General features: G+C 72.1%; 12 protein-coding genes. 8 read left to right on the top strand and 4 right to left on the bottom strand.

From position 1 onward, the window contains the following. Window positions 1-109: 109 nt before the first annotated feature. Window positions 110-643 (bottom strand): TerD family protein, encoded by a 534-nt coding sequence (locus AB0G63_RS26390; protein ID WP_360754801.1) that lies wholly within the window; start codon window positions 641-643, stop codon window positions 110-112. Window positions 644-794: 151 nt separating this feature from the next. Here AB0G63_RS26390 and AB0G63_RS26385 point away from each other — a divergent pair, with 151 nt between their 5' ends. Then, on the top strand, window positions 795-1,400 hold the full coding sequence (locus AB0G63_RS26385) for a YdbC family protein (RefSeq protein ID WP_360754799.1): 606 nt from the start codon (window positions 795-797) through the stop codon (window positions 1,398-1,400). A 142-nt stretch (window positions 1,401-1,542) separates the two neighbouring features. Beyond that, window positions 1,543-2,202 carry a histidine phosphatase family protein gene (locus tag AB0G63_RS26380; protein WP_360754796.1) on the top strand — a complete coding sequence of 220 codons (660 nt, stop codon included), beginning with the start codon at window positions 1,543-1,545 and terminating at the stop codon, window positions 2,200-2,202. A gap of 224 nt (window positions 2,203-2,426) precedes the next feature. On the opposite strand, the gene AB0G63_RS26375 is transcribed toward AB0G63_RS26380, so the two are convergent. Beyond that, window positions 2,427-3,974 (bottom strand): MFS transporter, encoded by a 1,548-nt coding sequence (locus tag AB0G63_RS26375; protein WP_360754794.1) that lies wholly within the window; start codon window positions 3,972-3,974, stop codon window positions 2,427-2,429. A 181-nt stretch (window positions 3,975-4,155) separates the two neighbouring features. Between AB0G63_RS26375 and AB0G63_RS26370 the strand changes: the two genes are divergently transcribed. The 3 genes from AB0G63_RS26370 to AB0G63_RS26360 all read left to right on the top strand — a co-directional run bounded on the left by AB0G63_RS26370 (window position 4,156) and on the right by AB0G63_RS26360 (window position 6,272). Continuing rightward, window positions 4,156-4,779 (top strand): TetR/AcrR family transcriptional regulator, encoded by a 624-nt coding sequence (locus AB0G63_RS26370; protein ID WP_360754791.1) that lies wholly within the window; start codon window positions 4,156-4,158, stop codon window positions 4,777-4,779. A gap of 81 nt (window positions 4,780-4,860) precedes the next feature. Continuing rightward, window positions 4,861-5,562 carry a ribonuclease HII gene (locus tag AB0G63_RS26365; RefSeq protein ID WP_360754789.1) on the top strand — a complete coding sequence of 234 codons (702 nt, stop codon included), beginning with the start codon at window positions 4,861-4,863 and terminating at the stop codon, window positions 5,560-5,562. 68 nt (window positions 5,563-5,630) lie between these two features. After that, a complete protein-coding gene (locus AB0G63_RS26360; RefSeq protein WP_360754786.1) occupies window positions 5,631-6,272 on the top strand; it encodes a hypothetical protein in 642 nt (213 codons plus the stop codon). Between the two features lie 545 nt (window positions 6,273-6,817). Here the strand turns inward: AB0G63_RS26360 and AB0G63_RS26355 are convergent. Both AB0G63_RS26355 and AB0G63_RS26350 read right to left on the bottom strand, forming a co-directional pair. Then, window positions 6,818-7,453: a hypothetical protein gene (locus tag AB0G63_RS26355; protein ID WP_360754783.1), complete on the bottom strand. Its 636-nt coding sequence runs from the start codon at window positions 7,451-7,453 to the stop codon at window positions 6,818-6,820. A 368-nt stretch (window positions 7,454-7,821) separates the two neighbouring features. Further along, entirely contained in the window at window positions 7,822-9,987 is a 2,166-nt protein-coding gene (locus AB0G63_RS26350) for a RecQ family ATP-dependent DNA helicase (RefSeq protein ID WP_360754780.1), read from the bottom strand. Window positions 9,988-10,287: 300 nt separating this feature from the next. Between AB0G63_RS26350 and AB0G63_RS26345 the strand changes: the two genes are divergently transcribed. The 3 genes from AB0G63_RS26345 (at window position 10,288) to AB0G63_RS26335 (ending at window position 15,211) form a co-directional block, all read left to right on the top strand. After that, a complete protein-coding gene (locus AB0G63_RS26345) occupies window positions 10,288-11,871 on the top strand; it encodes a DUF4192 domain-containing protein (protein ID WP_360754779.1) in 1,584 nt (527 codons plus the stop codon). A gap of 272 nt (window positions 11,872-12,143) precedes the next feature. Beyond that, entirely contained in the window at window positions 12,144-12,902 is a 759-nt protein-coding gene (locus AB0G63_RS26340) for an NUDIX hydrolase (RefSeq protein ID WP_360754777.1), read from the top strand. Between the two features lie 152 nt (window positions 12,903-13,054). Next, window positions 13,055-15,211, top strand: a complete 2,157-nt coding sequence (locus tag AB0G63_RS26335; protein WP_360754774.1) for an ATP-binding cassette domain-containing protein — start codon at window positions 13,055-13,057, stop codon at window positions 15,209-15,211. The last annotated feature ends 7 nt before the right edge of the window (window positions 15,212-15,218 follow it).

Here is a 15,218-nt window from a genome sequence, read left to right as displayed (position 1 = left end):
CTGGGGCGGGGGGGGGGGGGCCCCCCCCCCGCTTGCGCTCCGTTACCGGGGTGGGGGGCGCCCCCGCGGGGGCCCCCCCCCTCTCCGCCGTGCGCGGCGGCGACGCGGGTCAGGGCCGGCGCGCCCGGCCCATCGTGCGGGTGAACGTCGCCGGGTCGTCGTCGAAGCCGTGGATGCCGGGGTGGTAGTCCCAGACGCTGTCGCCCTCCCGCACGAACTCCGCGACGGTCGCCGCCGTCGCCCCGAGGACGCCGCCGAAGTCGTCCTCGGCCAGCACGGTGTACCCCTCCCGTATGCGCAGGCCCGCGCTGCGCACGCCGACGAACGTCCGGCGCGCGGGCCGCTGCTGGATCACCACACCGACCACCACGCGCGCGTACCGCTCGCTGAGCCGCTCGAGCTCCAGCGTCATCACCTCGTCCCAGCCGAAACCCTTGCCGTCGTGGCTGTCCCGGTTGAGGTAGATGGTGCCGTCGGGGGAGCGGCTGTCGAAGTGCACCACATAGGCCGGATCACCGTACGGATCGTCCGTCGTATAGGTCGCCGCCACGATGTCGAGATCGGTGGGCGGCTCGCCCGCCGGACTGGGATCCCACTTGATCGCGACTTCGACCTTGCGGATGCCCTTGTTGATGGCGCTCACCCGACTCCCCTTCTCCCTATGCCGTTTTGGCCCTTAACTGCCGTGCAGACAAGGGCGGTTGTCCATCCTGCCATGCGCGCGTGGAGGTGTCCGGGGGCGTTGTCGGCCGGAGCGTGACCGCCGCCACGTTCCTGGGCCTTACCATGGCGCGGTGCTGGTCAAGTGGATTCGCTGCACCGTGGTGGACCGCCGCGGTTTCGAGCGGGGGCAGCGGAAGTGGGCGGGGCTTCTGGGGGAGCCGGGGTTTCGGGGGCAGGGCGGTGGCTGGAGCCGGCGGCGGCCGGGCGTGGCGCACGTCTTCTCCTTCTGGGAGAGCCGTTCCTTCTACGACTCCTTCATGGCCCGCTCCCACGACCGGCTGGCGGCGGCCCAGTCGGGGACCTTCAAGGACGCCCGGGCGAAACTGTTCGAGTACCGCTTCGACGTGAAGACGGGCTTCGAACCGCGTTTCACCGACGCCGACCTCGTCCGGGTGGCTCTCTGCCGCGTCCACGAAGAGCGCGCCGAGCACTTCACGCTCATGCAGGAGAAGGTCTGGAACCCCGCCATGGCGGGCTCGCCCGGCATGCTCCGGGGGCTGTTCGGGGAGGGGCCGGGGCACGAGTTCCTGGTCCTGTCGATGTGGCACTCGGCCGCCGAGCACGGCAAGTACCGCACGGAGCGGGTGGAGCGGCTCGCCCTGCGGGCCCAGACGGAGGCGGACATCGCGGCCCTCACGGGCGACATCGTGGATCTCGAACCGACCTGGACGGTATGAGCGCTCGCCCGAGCGCCGGAGCTCCGGCTGTGCCCTCCGGCAGCCCCCGCGGCGGCGTCCCACGGCGCGGGACGGTGTGACCTACGCCGTATGGAGACCGTACGAGTGCTCGATGTGGCGCGACCCGATCTAGGGTTTCGGCATGGCACGACCACGGCGCATCGTTCTTGTCCGGCACGGGGAGTCAACGGGCAATGTTGATGACACCGTCTACGAGCGTGAGCCCGACCACGCCCTGGCCCTGACCGAGCGCGGCCGGCGCCAGGCCGAGGAGACCGGGAAACGGCTGCGCGAGATGTTCGGGCGCGAACGCGTCAGCGTGTACGTGTCGCCGTACCGTCGTACGCACGAGACCCTGCGGGCCTTCCACCTCGACCCGGACCTCATACGCGTGCGCGAGGAGCCCCGGCTGCGGGAACAGGACTGGGGGAACTGGCAGGACCGCGACGACGTACGGCTCCAGAAGGCCTACCGGGACGCCTACGGCCACTTCTTCTACCGGTTCGCCCAGGGCGAGTCCGGGGCCGACGTGTACGACCGGGTGGGCGGCTTCCTGGAGAGCCTGTACCGCAGCTTCGAGGCGCCCGACCATCCGCCGAACGTGCTGCTGGTGACCCACGGCCTGGCCATGCGGCTGTTCTGCATGCGCTGGTTCCACTGGACGGTCGCGGAGTTCGAGTCCCTGTCGAACCCGGGGAACGCCGAGATGCGGATGCTCCGCCTCGAGGACGACGGCAAGTACGTGCTCGACCGGCCCTTCGAGCGGTGGCGGGACCCGGAACCGTACGGGATCTTCGGGTAGCGCGGCGGTAGGAGTCGGAACTGTCCGTGTGCGATGGGAACTCTCTGTGACCGTCGGGCGTTGTCGGGGCAGTTGCTGTCCGAAGAGGCGCGGGGGTGGCCGGAGAGATGGTGGCCGGAGGGGTGGTGGCCGGAGGGGTGGTGCGGATGGCCGGTCCGGGGTCCCCGCTGTCGGTTCCCCGGACCGGGACCGGCCATCCGCGGCCCGCCGCGGGGCCGGCCCGGTCAGCCGGCCGGCGGAGCGGTCGTGCCGGAGAGGGCGTCCAGGTCGCTCTTGCGGACCCGGATCACCAGCCAGGCGCTGGCGAGGGCGAGCACGGCCATGGCCGTGGCCGCGATGAAGCTCGTCGAGATGCCGTGGGCGAGCACTTCGTGACCCCATGGCGCGGGCAGCTGGTGCGTCTTGGCGAACTCCGCCTTCTGCTGCGGCGAGCCCTCGGCGAGGAACTTCGCCACCTGCTTGTCCGCCTCGTCCTTGCTGGCCGAGCCGAACACCGTCGTCAGGATCGACAGGCCGAGCGAACCGCCGACCTGCTGAGTGGTGTTGAGCAGACCGGAGGCCGCGCCCGCCTCGTGCTGGGCGACGCCGGAGACCGCGGTGACCGTCAAGGTCACGAAGTTCAGCCCCATCCCGAAGCCGAAGACCAGCATCGGTCCGAGCACTCCGCCCGCGTACGAGCTGTCGGAGCTGATCAGGCTCTGCCAGGCCAGCCCGATCATCGCCAGCGCCGAGCCCGTCAGCATGAACGGCTTGGGCCCGAGCACCGGCAGGAACCGCTGCGACAGCCCCGCGCCGAGCGCGATCACGACCGTCACCGGCAGGAACGCGAAACCGGCCTGGATCGGGCTGTAGCCGAGCACGTTCTGCACGAAGAGCACGATGTAGAAGAACATGCCGAACATCGCCGCGGCCAGGCTCAGCATGATCAGATACGTGCCCGAGCGATTGCGGTCGGCGAACATCCGCAGCGGCGTGATGGGTTCCCCGGCCCGGGATTCGATGAACGTGAAGGCGGCCAGCAGGACCACCGCGGCACTGAAGGATCCGATGGTGAGGCTGTCCCGCCAGCCCTCGTCGGCCGCCCGGATGAAGCCGTAGACCAGGGACGCCATGCCGGAGGTCGAGGTCAGCGCGCCGGCGATGTCGAAGCGTCCGGTGTGCCTTTCGGACTCGTGGATGTACAGCGGCGCGAGCAGGGCGATCGCCACGCCGATCGGCACGTTGACGAAGAGCACCCAGCGCCAGTTGAGCCACTCCGTGAGCATGCCGCCGGCGAGCAGGCCGATGGCCCCGCCGCCCGCCGAGACCGCGGCGAAGACCCCGAAGGCCCGGTTGCGTTCGGGCCCTTCGGGGAACGTGGTGGTGATGAGGGCCAGCGCGGTGGGCGACGCGATCGCGCCGCCCATGCCCTGCAGGACGCGGGCGGCCAGCAGCTGCCAGGGTTCCTGGGCGAGTCCGCCGAGCAGCGAGGCCAGGGTGAACAGCAGGATGCCGGTCATGAAGACCCGGCGTCGGCCGAGGATGTCACCGGCCCGGCCGCCGAGGAGCAGCAGGCCGCCGAAGGTGAGCGTGTAGGCACTGACGACCCAGGTGAGGTCGGTGGTGCTGAAGGCGAGGGCTTCTTGAATGTGCGGAAGGGCGATGTTCACAATCGTCGCGTCGAGTACCACCATGAGTTGGCAGGCCGCGATGACGGTGAGCGCGATGCCGGGATGCCCGCCCCGGCGGGCCGCCCCTGGCTTCTGTTCCTGTATCAACGGAGAGGTTGTCACTATGGGTCCCCCACGAGTCCGTTAGTGAACGCAGGCGTTCACTTTCGTGCTCACGGTAGTGAGTCCCCAGTAGTGAACGCAAGCGTTCACTCAGTCTGTCGTCGCTCGGCGGATCCCCCGTCGCCGCCGCGCGGCTCATCAACCCCAGACGTCCCCCATCCCGCTCGCTGGAGACACTCAGATGGTTACCTCGCGCTGGACGGCCGCCCCCGCTCGGGCGACGTCCCTCCGTCGGCGCGGAGCCGTGCTCGAACGCGCGATCCTCGACGCCGCGTTGGAGCAGCTCAGCACGGTCGGCTGGAAAGGCCTCACCATGGAGGGTGTCGCCGCCGGTGCCCAGACCGGCAAGGCCGCGGTCTATCGCCGGTGGCCGTCCAAGGAGGACCTCGTCGCGGACGCGCTGAAGGCCGGACTGCCGAGTGTCGAGACGGCGCCCGATCTCGGCAGCGTCCGCGCGGACCTGCTCGAGCTGTGCCGGCTGGCGCGCGAGGCCATGTTCTCCCTCCCCGGCTCAGCCGTTCGCGCAGTGATTCACGAATGCGACCCCGTACAGGCCGAGCGTTTCCATGGCGTCATCTACGACCAGATCGTGGAGCCCACCCTGAAGCTGCTCAGGGAGGTCATCACCCGCGGAATAGAGCGCGGAGAGGTGCGATCCGATGCGGCCAACAGTTATGTCTTCGACGCCGTCCCGGCCATGATGATGTACCGCTCCAAGATGTGCGGAAGTGAATGGAGCGACCGCGATCTCGAGGAGATGATCGACCAGTTGATGGTTCCGCTGCTGAGGCCGCACAGCGCCTGACGGCGGCACGCGGCGCCCTCGGCGCCGCCGCGGGAACCGGGGTGTCGCCGGGTGATCCCGGCGGCGTACGCTAAGGGCGCCATGCCGTACGAGCCACCCACTCACACCGTCGAGCGCTCCCTGCGCGCCACGACCGGAGCGAAGGTCATTGCCGGTGTCGACGAGGTGGGGCGCGGCGCGTGGGCCGGCCCCGTCACCGTCTGCGCGGCGATCACCGGACTGCGCCGGCCCCCTGAAGGCCTCACCGACTCCAAACTGCTCACTGTCAGGCGACGCACCGAACTCGCTGCGCACCTGCGGGAGTGGGTGACGTCGTACGCCCTGGGACACGCCTCCCCGGAGGAGATCGACGAGATGGGGATGACCGCCGCGCTGCGCCTGGCGGCGGTGCGTGCCCTGGAAGCTCTGCCGGTCCGCCCCGACGCCGTGATCCTCGACGGGAAGCACGACTATCTCGGTGCTCCCTGGCGGGTCCGCACGGTGATCAAGGGTGACCGGTCGTGCGTGGCGGTCGCGGCGGCCTCGGTGATCGCCAAGGTTCAGCGCGACAAAATGATGGCCGAACTGGGTATCGACCATGCAGACTTCGGTTTTGCGGACAACGCCGGGTATCCGTCACCCGTGCACAAGGCCGCACTGGAGGAGCGGGGCCCCACCCCGTACCACCGCTTGTCGTGGGCGTATCTTGATGCGCTGCCCCAGTGGCGGCACCTCAAGAAGGCCCGCAGCTGGGCGGACGGAAGCGTTCCGGAGGTCGAGGGTCAGCTCGGCTTCGACTTCTGACGGTTCCGCTCGCACTCGTGTGCCACCCGCCGACGCGGGCCGTACCAACGTTTGATAAATATCAGCTCATGCCTCTCATTCCCGAGGAGCCTCAGATTCACGAGAGTGCCCAGGGTCCCCGCGCCACCCCGGCCAACGGCCGTACCGCGCCGACCCCCCGCCCCGTACCCGGCCCCCGTCCAGCGGCTCCGCCGCGTCCCGGTCGTCCGGGCCCTTTCCGGCCCGCGCCGCCGGCGCAGCGTACGTCGCGTGACGTGGCTCCGGCCAAGCCCGCCCCGTCGGGCCCCGCTGCACCCGCCGCCCCCGCCACGGCTTCGGCGACCCCGCAGATCCAGCTGATCCCGGCCTCGGTCGACGGCGCGCTCGACGCCGCCGAGGAAGCCGTGGACATGCTTCTGGAGTCGGGCCGTGCCCCCGGTGACGTGCTGGTGATCACCACCGGCGAACAGCATCCGTGGGCCGCCCACGAGCTGTCCTTCGGCGAAGCCTCCTACTGGGCGCAGCACGACGCCGGCGACGACGTCTTCTACGCCGAAGCCGCCGTCGCCGAGCGCGCCGCCTCACGTCCCGTGGTCGTGGTCGCCGTCAACGGCGGTTCCGATGAGGTGGCCGCCACCGCGCTGCCGCTGGCCCATACCCGGGCCGGTGCCCTGCTGATCGTCTGCGGCGACCCGCAGAAGATCAACTCGGTACTGGGCGCAGGCGTCTGATCCGTCCCGGCACGTTCGCGTGCCGACGGAGCGACGAGTACGCCGTTGTGAGCGGCGTAGGCACGGTGGGCGGTTCGGCGTGCCCGGACTGTGTCCGGAGCGCTTGGACTGCGGCTGTGGCTTCCGGGTGCGGAAGTCTCCGTTCGGTTCCGGGGCCGGGGTGCATGCCGGGGTGACGGGATCGGCGACGGTGACGTCGTCGTGCCGGCGGGGCGACGTCGATGTCCCTTCGGGCGCCTCTCGCCCCGAAGTGGCCAGGGGTGTGCGCAGTCACGCTTCGGGCGTGGGCCGAAGGGGCACTTGCGTGTTCGCGCGCGGCAGCGGCGCGGCGTGACGGAGGCGTCCCCGGCGCAGGGAGCGATCCCGGGCGGGTACGGGCGGCCTGCCTGTCCGGTGTACGGGGTCCCCTGCGCGGCGCAGCGGTACCGTGCGCGGCGCAGGACGTGGCTTTCGCGCGCGACAGAATGTGCGACGGAATGTGCGGCGGAGCGGTGCGGGAGAGCCCTGCCGCGCCGCCGGTACGCGGCAGCGGGTGACCGCCGCGCTCAGCGGGCGGCCACGCGGCGCAGGATCTCCGAGGCGGCGCCGCCGGTACGCGGCAGCGGGAGAGGCGCCTCGGACAGGCTGAACGGCCCCGGCGTGGAATCCGCGTTGGGGTGGCGTCCGCCGCGACCCTCACCGAGGACCTGCCAGCCGTCGCGGGTCAGCGTGACGTAGGCCCCGCAGCGCAGGCCGTGCAGCGTGCAGGCGTCACGCAGGCCCCACATCCACGCGCCGTCCTCCTCGGTCCAACGCGCGTCCCCCTCACGGCAGTAGAGCAGCACGGCGGTGCGTACCGGTGTCCGGCGGCGCAGGTCGTGGGGGATGATCCGGCGCAGTTGGGCCAGCAGCACGTTACGGAACAGCCAGCCGTCGGCCGGAGCCGTGCGACGGGTGAACGAGGCGCTTGCCCGCAGCCGTTCGTCCGGGTCGAGCACCGCCACGACAGCGGTCCCCGGCCGGGGGTTATGACGGGAGTGCAGCCCGCTGACAACCTCGCGTGGATTGCGCAGCAGAGGGATGCCGGCGGCGGCCCACTCCGCCGGTTCGAGCATGCGGGCCAGGGGGGTGGCGGAAGCGGTGGACAGGTCGGCAGACGTCGTCGTGGCTGCCGCGGGGGACGGAGCAATTCCGAAGGTCACGGTCCTCCCTTCGGCTACGCGCCCACACTGCGGGCAGGGTCGGATTCGGGGGAGCGCGCACCGCAGCAGAGCCCTACCGGTCCACGGGCGGGCCGTGCGGGGAGCGGACTTCAATTCTTCCTGTCGAACTTGATTGCGGCAACGAGCAATTGGCGTCACCGTCCGAAATTCGGTGGTGTGTGGTTTATATCCCTACCCGCTGGTCGGTGATGTGACGCGTGAGGTGGTCGTTCACCTCGTATTCACTCACTCTTGGTGACCGGTTGGGTGGCGAACGCAGCGATGCGCCGTCCGGACCGCCATGGCCGGACGTGGCGGTGGGGCTGACGCCGGCCCCGGCGTCGGCGCCGGGCCGGCGTCACATGAACTCAGCCCTGCACCGCCAGAACCAGTGGCAGCACTCCCTGCGCGCCGGCGCGTCGCAGCATCCGGGCCGCGACCGCGAGCGTCCAACCGGTCTCGGTGAAGTCGTCCACGAGCAGCACCGGCCCCCCTGCCTCGGCGACGGCTGCGGCGAGAGCGGGCGGTACGGTCAGCGCGCCGTCGAGAAGCTTCAGACGCTGGGCACTGTTGCTGCGGGAGACCGGTGACGCGTCGCCGGTGTGTTCCAGGGAGCCCAGCAGCGGCAGACGGCCCACGTTCGCGATGTGTGCGCCCAGGGAGCCGACCAGTCGCGGCCTGGTGTGCGAGGGCACGGTGACCACGCCGACCGGACGTGGCGGCGCGTCCGGTGCCCCCGAGGCCCAGCCGCCCGGGCCCCTGGCCCAGTCTGCCAGCACACCCACCACGGCCTTCGCCACGTCCTCCGGGACAGCACCGTCGGGGGCCTGGGGCGCGAGCATCGGCCGCAGCCGGTTGCCCCAGCCGATGTCCGACAGACGCCCCAACGCCCTCCCCGTGCCGGCCTGTTCGCCCGCCGGGATACGCCCTTTGAGGTCCATGCCCACGGCAGCGAGCCCGGTCGGCCACATCCGGCGCGGCTCCACCTCGACACCGGCCCGGCCGAGATCCTCCCGTGCCGCGGCCAACGCCGTCGTGGACATGTCCGCGGTGAACCGCGCGCCCGCGCAGTTGTCGCAGCGGCCGCAGGGCTTGGCCGCCTCGTCGTCCAACTGGCGCTGCAGGAACTCCATGCGGCAGCCGGTCGCGGCCGCGTACTCGCGCATCGCCTGCTGTTCGGCCTTGCGCTGCCGCGCGACCCAGTCGTACCGCTCCCGGTCGTAGGTCCACGGCTGCCCGGTCGCGATCCAGCCGCCCTTGACCCGCTTTACGGCCCCGTCCACGTCGAGGACCTTCAGCATGGTCTCCAGCCGGGAGCGGCGCAGTTCCACCAAAGGCTCCAGGGCGGGCAGCGACAGGGGCCTGTCCGAGCGAGCGAGGACGTCGAGGGTGCGGCGCACCAGATCTTCCGGCGGGAAGGCGAGCGAGGCGAAGTACTCCCAGATCGCCTCGTCCTCCTTCCCGGGGAGCAGCAGCACCTCGGCGTGCTCGACTCCGCGTCCGGCACGGCCCACCTGCTGGTAGTAGGCGATGGGGGAGGACGGAGAACCGAGGTGCACCACGAATCCGAGGTCCGGCTTGTCGAAGCCCATGCCCAGCGCGGAGGTGGCGACCAGCGCCTTCACCCGGTTGGCGAGAAGGTCGTCCTCGGCCTGCTGCCGGTCGGCGTTCTCCGTCCTGCCCGTGTACGAGGCGACGGTGTGCCCCCGGTGCCGGAGGAACGCGGTGACCTCCTCGGCGGCGGCAACGGTGAGGGTGTAGACGATCCCGGAACCCGGCAGCTCGTCCAGGTGGTCGGCGAGCCAGGCCATCCGGTGCGCCGCGTCCGGCAGCCGCAGGACGGCCAGACTCAGGCTCTCCCGGTCGAGCGGACCACGGAGCACGAGCGCGTCCGTGGAGCCTCCGGTACCGAGCTGCTCGGCGACGTCGGCGGTCACCCGCGCGTTGGCGGTGGCGGTGGTCGCGAGCACCGGAACGCCCGGCGGGAGATCGCCGAGCATGGTGCGCAACCGCCGGTAGTCCGGACGGAAGTCGTGCCCCCAGTCGGAGATGCAGTGTGCCTCGTCCACCACGAGGAGCCCGGTGGCGGCGGCGAGCTTGGGCAGCACCTGGTCCCGGAAATCCGGGTTGTTGAGCCGCTCCGGACTCACCAGCAGCACGTCGACCTCGCCCGCCGCGATCTCGGCCTGGACGGTGTCCCACTCCTCGGTGTTGGCGGAGTTGATGGTGCGGGCGTGGATGCCGGCCCGGGCCGCGGCGTCGACCTGGTTCCGCATCAGCGCGAGCAGCGGGGAGACGATCACGGTGGGGCCACTGCCCTGGGCCCGCAGGAGCGAGGTCGCGACGAAGTAGACCGCGGACTTGCCCCACCCCGTGCGCTGCACGACGAGCGCCCGGCGTCTGTCGGCGACCAGCGCCTCGATCGCCCGCCACTGGTCCTCGCGCAGGCGCGCCGCCCCCGAGACGTCCCCGACGAGGCGGGCGAGAACCGCGTCGGCGGCCGCCCGGAGATCCGCGTTGCTCGTGTGCTCCATGCGTCCCATCCAACAGGACGGCACTGACAATCCGGACCGGCCGGACCGCGGGTACCGGGAGGGGAGTGGTGGGGGCGCGAGGCGGCGGGGGCGATGCGGGTGGGGGCGGGCGGCGATCGAGGCGCGGCGCGGCGCGGCGAGGTATGTGATGGTCGTACGAGTTCCTGCTCTGCATGGAAACCGCTCTGAGCTGGGCTTTTATTGGGGTGATGTCCCTGCGGAGCCGTGCGCTGTCGTGTTCCTGATCGGACTTGTCCACAGGGTCGGACCGAGATGCGCGATCCGCGAGATCGTCGGCCCATGACGAACCGCGACGAAACCACGGGATCACCCGAGAACGCCGACATCGCCGTACCCGCCGAGCGCGCCGTACTCGACGAGCGCGCCGCGCATGATGTGTACGACGCACCCCACGCCGGCCGGAACCGCCTCGACTGCACCCCTTACGAGAGCCATGGCGCCGAGCAGCAGGTCACGCTGCGCACCCCCGCCGAACTGGCGGACGCCCTGCCGTACCTGCTCGGCTACCGCCCCGAGGACAGCATCGTCCTGGTCGCGCTGCACGACAGGGACGGTCGGGGCAGGTTCGGCGGCCGGGCCCGGCTCGGCATCCCCCCGAACGCGGAGGACTGGGACTCCGCCGCCCGACAGTTGACCCACGGGCTGGTCACGGGCAGCGAGCGCAGGGGAGCGCGCCCCGAGCAGATGGTCGCCTACCTGTGCCAGGAGCCCGGTAAGGGCGAATCGGGACGCGAGGTCATGCGGCGACTGCGCCCGCTGGCCCAGAGGCTGCGCACCGAGTGCGGTCGTCTCGACGTGCCGGTGGTCGAGGCGCTGTGCATCTCGGACGGCCGCTTCTGGTCGTACTGCTGCGACAACGAGCGGTGCTGCCCGCCCGAAGGCCTGCCGATGGGCCTGCCCGGCACCTCCGTGCTGGCCGCCGCGGCCGCGTACGCCGGCCTGCGGGTGCGGGGCAGCCTGAGCGAGCTGCGGGCCAGGCTGCTCCCCTGGGAGACCGCCGCGGCCCTCGAACAGGAGACCGCCCTCGACCACGCCAACATGGCGCTCGTCCCGAGGATCCTCGACGACACGGGGCGCGCCGCGGTCGCTCAGGAGACGCTGGAGCTCGCCGACCGGACGATGCGCAGGCTTGCCGAGGCGCCGCCGGCGTCCGGCACGCTGGAAGCCGACCTCCGGGATGACGAACTGCTGGGACACGAGCAGGCCGCGGCGCTGATTCTCGGCCTGCAGGACCGGACGACACGCGATCGTGCGGCCGCCTGGATGGAGGGCGACGAGGCCGGCCCGGCGCTGCGCCTGTGGAGGGCCCTGGCCCGACGGTGCGTCGGTCCGTACCGCGAACACGCGGCGGCGCCGCTCACCCTCGCGGGCTGGGTCGCCTGGTCCGGCGGCGACGACCTGGAGGCCCGCGAGGCCCTGGCCATGGCACTCGGAGCGGACCCCGATTACCTCTTCGCCCGCCTGCTGCACCAGGCCTGCAACGAGGGACTGGACCCCGAGTCGATCCGCCGCTGCCTGCGGGCGGAGCGCCGGGGCGGCGCGGCACGGGCGCGGCAGGCCCGCGCCGAGCAGGAAGCCGAGAGCCCGGAGGACGGTGACATCACCGCGGCGGCGGTCCTGCCGCGTGCGCCTGCCCGCCTGCGACGCCGTACGCGCTCGGCCGGCGGCACCGCCAGGCCGACGAAGACGGACGGCCGGAGGCCGGGGGTTCCGCGTCCCCGCACGCCGGCCTCGGACACCAGGCGCTCCGACATCACCCGGACCGACGGCACGCGCCCGCGTGCCACGAGGAGGGACGCTGCACGACACCGCGGCGCCTGCCCCGGAGCCGGAGCCGACACGTCCCGGAGCGACGACGCCTGAGCCGTCGACGCCCGTCGACGCCGCCCACAGCGCCCGATGCGCGTGGCCGCGGCCGGGCGCGAAGCGTCGGCGTTCCAGGCCCCGACGACCGCACCCGGTGGAGCAGTTCGTGGGCATGCGGCGTGCCTCCCCGCCCTCGCAACGGGCCCGAGTGGTGCCGCACGGCGGTCCGGTACACACGGTGAAGTTCACACCCGGACCGAAGTGGATCAGCCACCGAAGCGGCCGATGAAAGGAGTGTTTATCGTCAGGCAGACGACTATGATCGCCGCATGCCCTACGACCCGTCAGCCTTTCCGCCCTTCGCCGTCACCGTGGACCTGGTCGTGCTGACCGTGCGCCGCCATGCCCTGTGCGCGTTGGCGGTACGCAGGGGCGAGCCGCCGTTCCAGGGGCGCTGGGCGCTTCCGGGCGGTTTCGTCCGGGCCGACGAGGATCTGGCGCAGGCGGCAGCGCGTGAGCTGGCGGAGGAGACGGGGCTGCGTGCCCACGACCCGGCCGCGCCCGTTCAGGGCAACGGCGCTCACCTCGAGCAGCTCGCCACCTACGGCGACCCCAAGCGGGACCCCCGGATGCGGGTGGTCAGCGTCGCCCACCTCGCGCTCGCCCCCGACCTGCCCCCGCCCCGGGCCGGTGGCGACGCCAGCAACGCACGCTGGGCACCGGTGGACGAGCTGCTGCAGCAGGGCGGGTACGGCCGTGACGGCGAGCCGGTCGCGCCGCTCGCCTTCGACCACGCGCAGATCCTGGCCGACGGCGTCGAGCGCGCCCGCTCCAAGATCGAATACTCGTCGCTCGCCACGGCGTTCTGCCCGGCCGAGTTCACCGTCGGCGAGCTGCGCCGGGTCTACGAGGCGGTGTGGGGCGTCGCGCTCGATCCGCGCAACTTCCACCGCAAGGTCACGGGCACCCCGGGCTTCCTCGTCCCCACCGGCGGGACCACAACGCGTCAGGGCGGCCGGCCGGCCCAGTTGTTCCGGGCCGGCGGGGCCACGCTGCTCAACCCGCCGATGCTGCGCCCCGAGGTGTGACGAGTACGGCCCCGGCCCGGGGTCCGGGCGACCGGCCACCCGGCCGGGCTCGGGAGTGAACGGCGAACAGGGATCCGACCGGCCCGATCACGGCCTGCACAGTTGGCTCCGTGATGTCCGAAAAACCGGATATGGCGCGCTATGTTGCTGCGGTGATCCAGGCCTTCGGACTGACCAGCAACCCGCGCAAGGAGCTTCCGCCCGCTGTGCACGACGTCTCGTTCGAGGCGGGCGCGGGCCTCGTCACCGCACTGCTCGGGACACCGGGCGCGGGCAAGACGACGGCACTCAGACTCATGCTCGAACTCCAACCGGGCCGCGGCGTCACCCACTTCAGGGGCCGCCCCCTGCACCGCATCGCTCACCCGTCGCGTGAAGTCGGCGTCCTGCTGGGCGACGTACCCGGGCATCCGGCCCGCACGGTCCGCGGTCACCTGCGCATGCTGTGCGCCGCCGCGGGCGTCCCGGCGCGCCGGGCCGACGAAGTCCTCGAAGCGGTCGACCTCGTCAGCCTGCGCCATGAGCGCCTGGGCGCCCTGTCCCGGGGCATGGACCGCCGTCTCGGCCTTGCCTGCGCCCTGCTCGCCGACCCGCACACACTCGTGCTGGACGACCCCGCCGACGGGCTCTCCGCCCGTGAAGCCCGCTGGCTGCACGGCGTACTGCGAGCCCACGCCGCCCAGGGCGGCACGGTCCTGTTCACCACGGCCGACACCAAGGAGGCGGCGCGCAACGCCGACCGTGTCGTGACGCTGGAGAAGGGCCGGCTCGTCGCCGATCAGGAGGCAGATGACTTCGCCCGCAACAGGCTGCGCCCCCGCGTCGCCGTGCGGAGTCCGCACGCCGCCCGCCTCGCCGCCGTGCTCTCCAGGGAGTCCCGCGCCGCACAGCGCTCCGTCGAGATCGTCCGTGAGGGCGGCAACCTCCTTGCCGTCTACGGCAGTAGCTGCGCCGACATCGGCGAGACCGCCTTCCGGCACGGCATCCTCGTCCACCGACTCGCCGACGAAGTGGGCGACATGGGGCCCGGGGCGGGCACGACCCCGCTGAAGGTGCCGGCACCGGGCGGGGAATCCGGTGCCGGCGAGCCTCGCGAAGCCGGCCCATCGTCCGGCACCGGCGAGTCGCAGACACCCGGCAGCCCGCACATGACCGGTGCGGTACCGAGGCCGGACGCCGCTGCCGGGCACCCGGCTCCCGCCCGCACGCCCGAGGAGCCGCAAGAGCCGCAAGGGCCGCAAGGGCCGGGGGAGCCGGAAGATCCACGAGAGGCCGATGCGTCGCAAGAAGCCCAAGAAGCCCAAGGAGCCCAAGGAGCCCAAGGAGCGCAAGAAGCACAAGAGTTGGAAGCGTCCGGGGAGTTGGATGTACCCCAAGAGACGGGAGAGTCCGAGGCGGTGCGGCCGCTGTGCCCCGACCCCGCCGCTCCGTGGCCGGACCTCGCCGCTGCCCTGGCGCCGGCGTCGGGTCCGCGCGCCCCCGAGGGGCCCGGTTCCGGCGTGCTGTCCCCCCTTCCGCCTCCCATCTCGGTCCGTTCCGCCAGGAGCCCGCTGCGCCCCCTGCGCTACGAGATCCGCCGCGCCACCGGCATCGGCACGGGTCTCCTCACCGGGGCCGCCGTGCTCCTCGGGTCCGTCCTCGTCGCCGTACTCCTCGCCCGGGCCGGTCACACCTCGCAGCCGCGCCTGCTGGCCGCCTGGCCGGAGGAGTTGCCGTTGCCGCCCGCCGCGCTCGGTGCGGGGCTGCTCGGTGCGCTTTCCTTCGGCGACGAGTTCCGCCACCCCGCCCTGGCGGCGGACCGCGGCACGGTCCCCCGTCGGCTGGGGCTGCTCACCGCGAAGCTCCTCGTGGCAGCCGCCACCGCGCTGACGCTCGCCCTCCTCACCGCGGGCTGTGACACCGCGGCGCTCTATCTGCTCTACGGGCGGGAAGTCGCGCAGGTCCCCGCCGACGGGCTCTCGCCGGTCGCGAGTTGGGCCGGGCTCGTCGTCGGGTGTGCCTGGGCCGGGGTGCTGGGCGCCGGTGTCTTCCGGTCCACCGCGGCCGGGCTGGCGGCGGTAGTTGCCGTACCCGTCGTCGTCGTACCCCTCGTACAAAGGGCCTTCCAGGGACCGGCAGTGCGAACGGCCGCGGGCTTTCCCGCGCGCGTGCGTGAGGTGTTCCTGTCGCAGTGGCCCTTCGGGGGAGAGCGCTATCTGGAGGCCGCGGCCCGCGTCATCGCCCAACCCGTCGGCGGCGCGCTGACCTTGTCGCTGACCGCGCTGCTCTGCGCGTATCTGCTCACGACCCTGCGCGGCAGGGCCCGGTGATCACGGT

The organism is Streptomyces sp. NPDC020996, from assembly GCF_040641355.1.
Taxonomy (GTDB): domain Bacteria; phylum Actinomycetota; class Actinomycetes; order Streptomycetales; family Streptomycetaceae; genus Streptomyces.
The sequence above is the reverse complement of the archived record's forward strand: the minus strand, read 5'-3'. Positions and strand labels throughout refer to the sequence as shown.

Coding starts and splice junctions, on each gene's coding strand:
- AB0G63_RS26380 (WP_360754796.1), top strand. CDS start 1,543: ATGGCACGACCACGGCGCATCGTTCTTGTCCGGCACGGGGAGTCAACG.
- AB0G63_RS26370 (WP_360754791.1), top strand. CDS start 4,156: ATGGTTACCTCGCGCTGGACGGCCGCCCCCGCTCGGGCGACGTCCCTC.
- AB0G63_RS26365 (WP_360754789.1), top strand. CDS start 4,861: ATGCCGTACGAGCCACCCACTCACACCGTCGAGCGCTCCCTGCGCGCC.
- AB0G63_RS26360 (WP_360754786.1), top strand. CDS start 5,631: ATGCCTCTCATTCCCGAGGAGCCTCAGATTCACGAGAGTGCCCAGGGT.
- AB0G63_RS26350 (WP_360754780.1), bottom strand. CDS start 9,987: ATGGAGCACACGAGCAACGCGGATCTCCGGGCGGCCGCCGACGCGGTT.
- AB0G63_RS26345 (WP_360754779.1), top strand. CDS start 10,288: ATGACGAACCGCGACGAAACCACGGGATCACCCGAGAACGCCGACATC.
- AB0G63_RS26340 (WP_360754777.1), top strand. CDS start 12,144: ATGCCCTACGACCCGTCAGCCTTTCCGCCCTTCGCCGTCACCGTGGAC.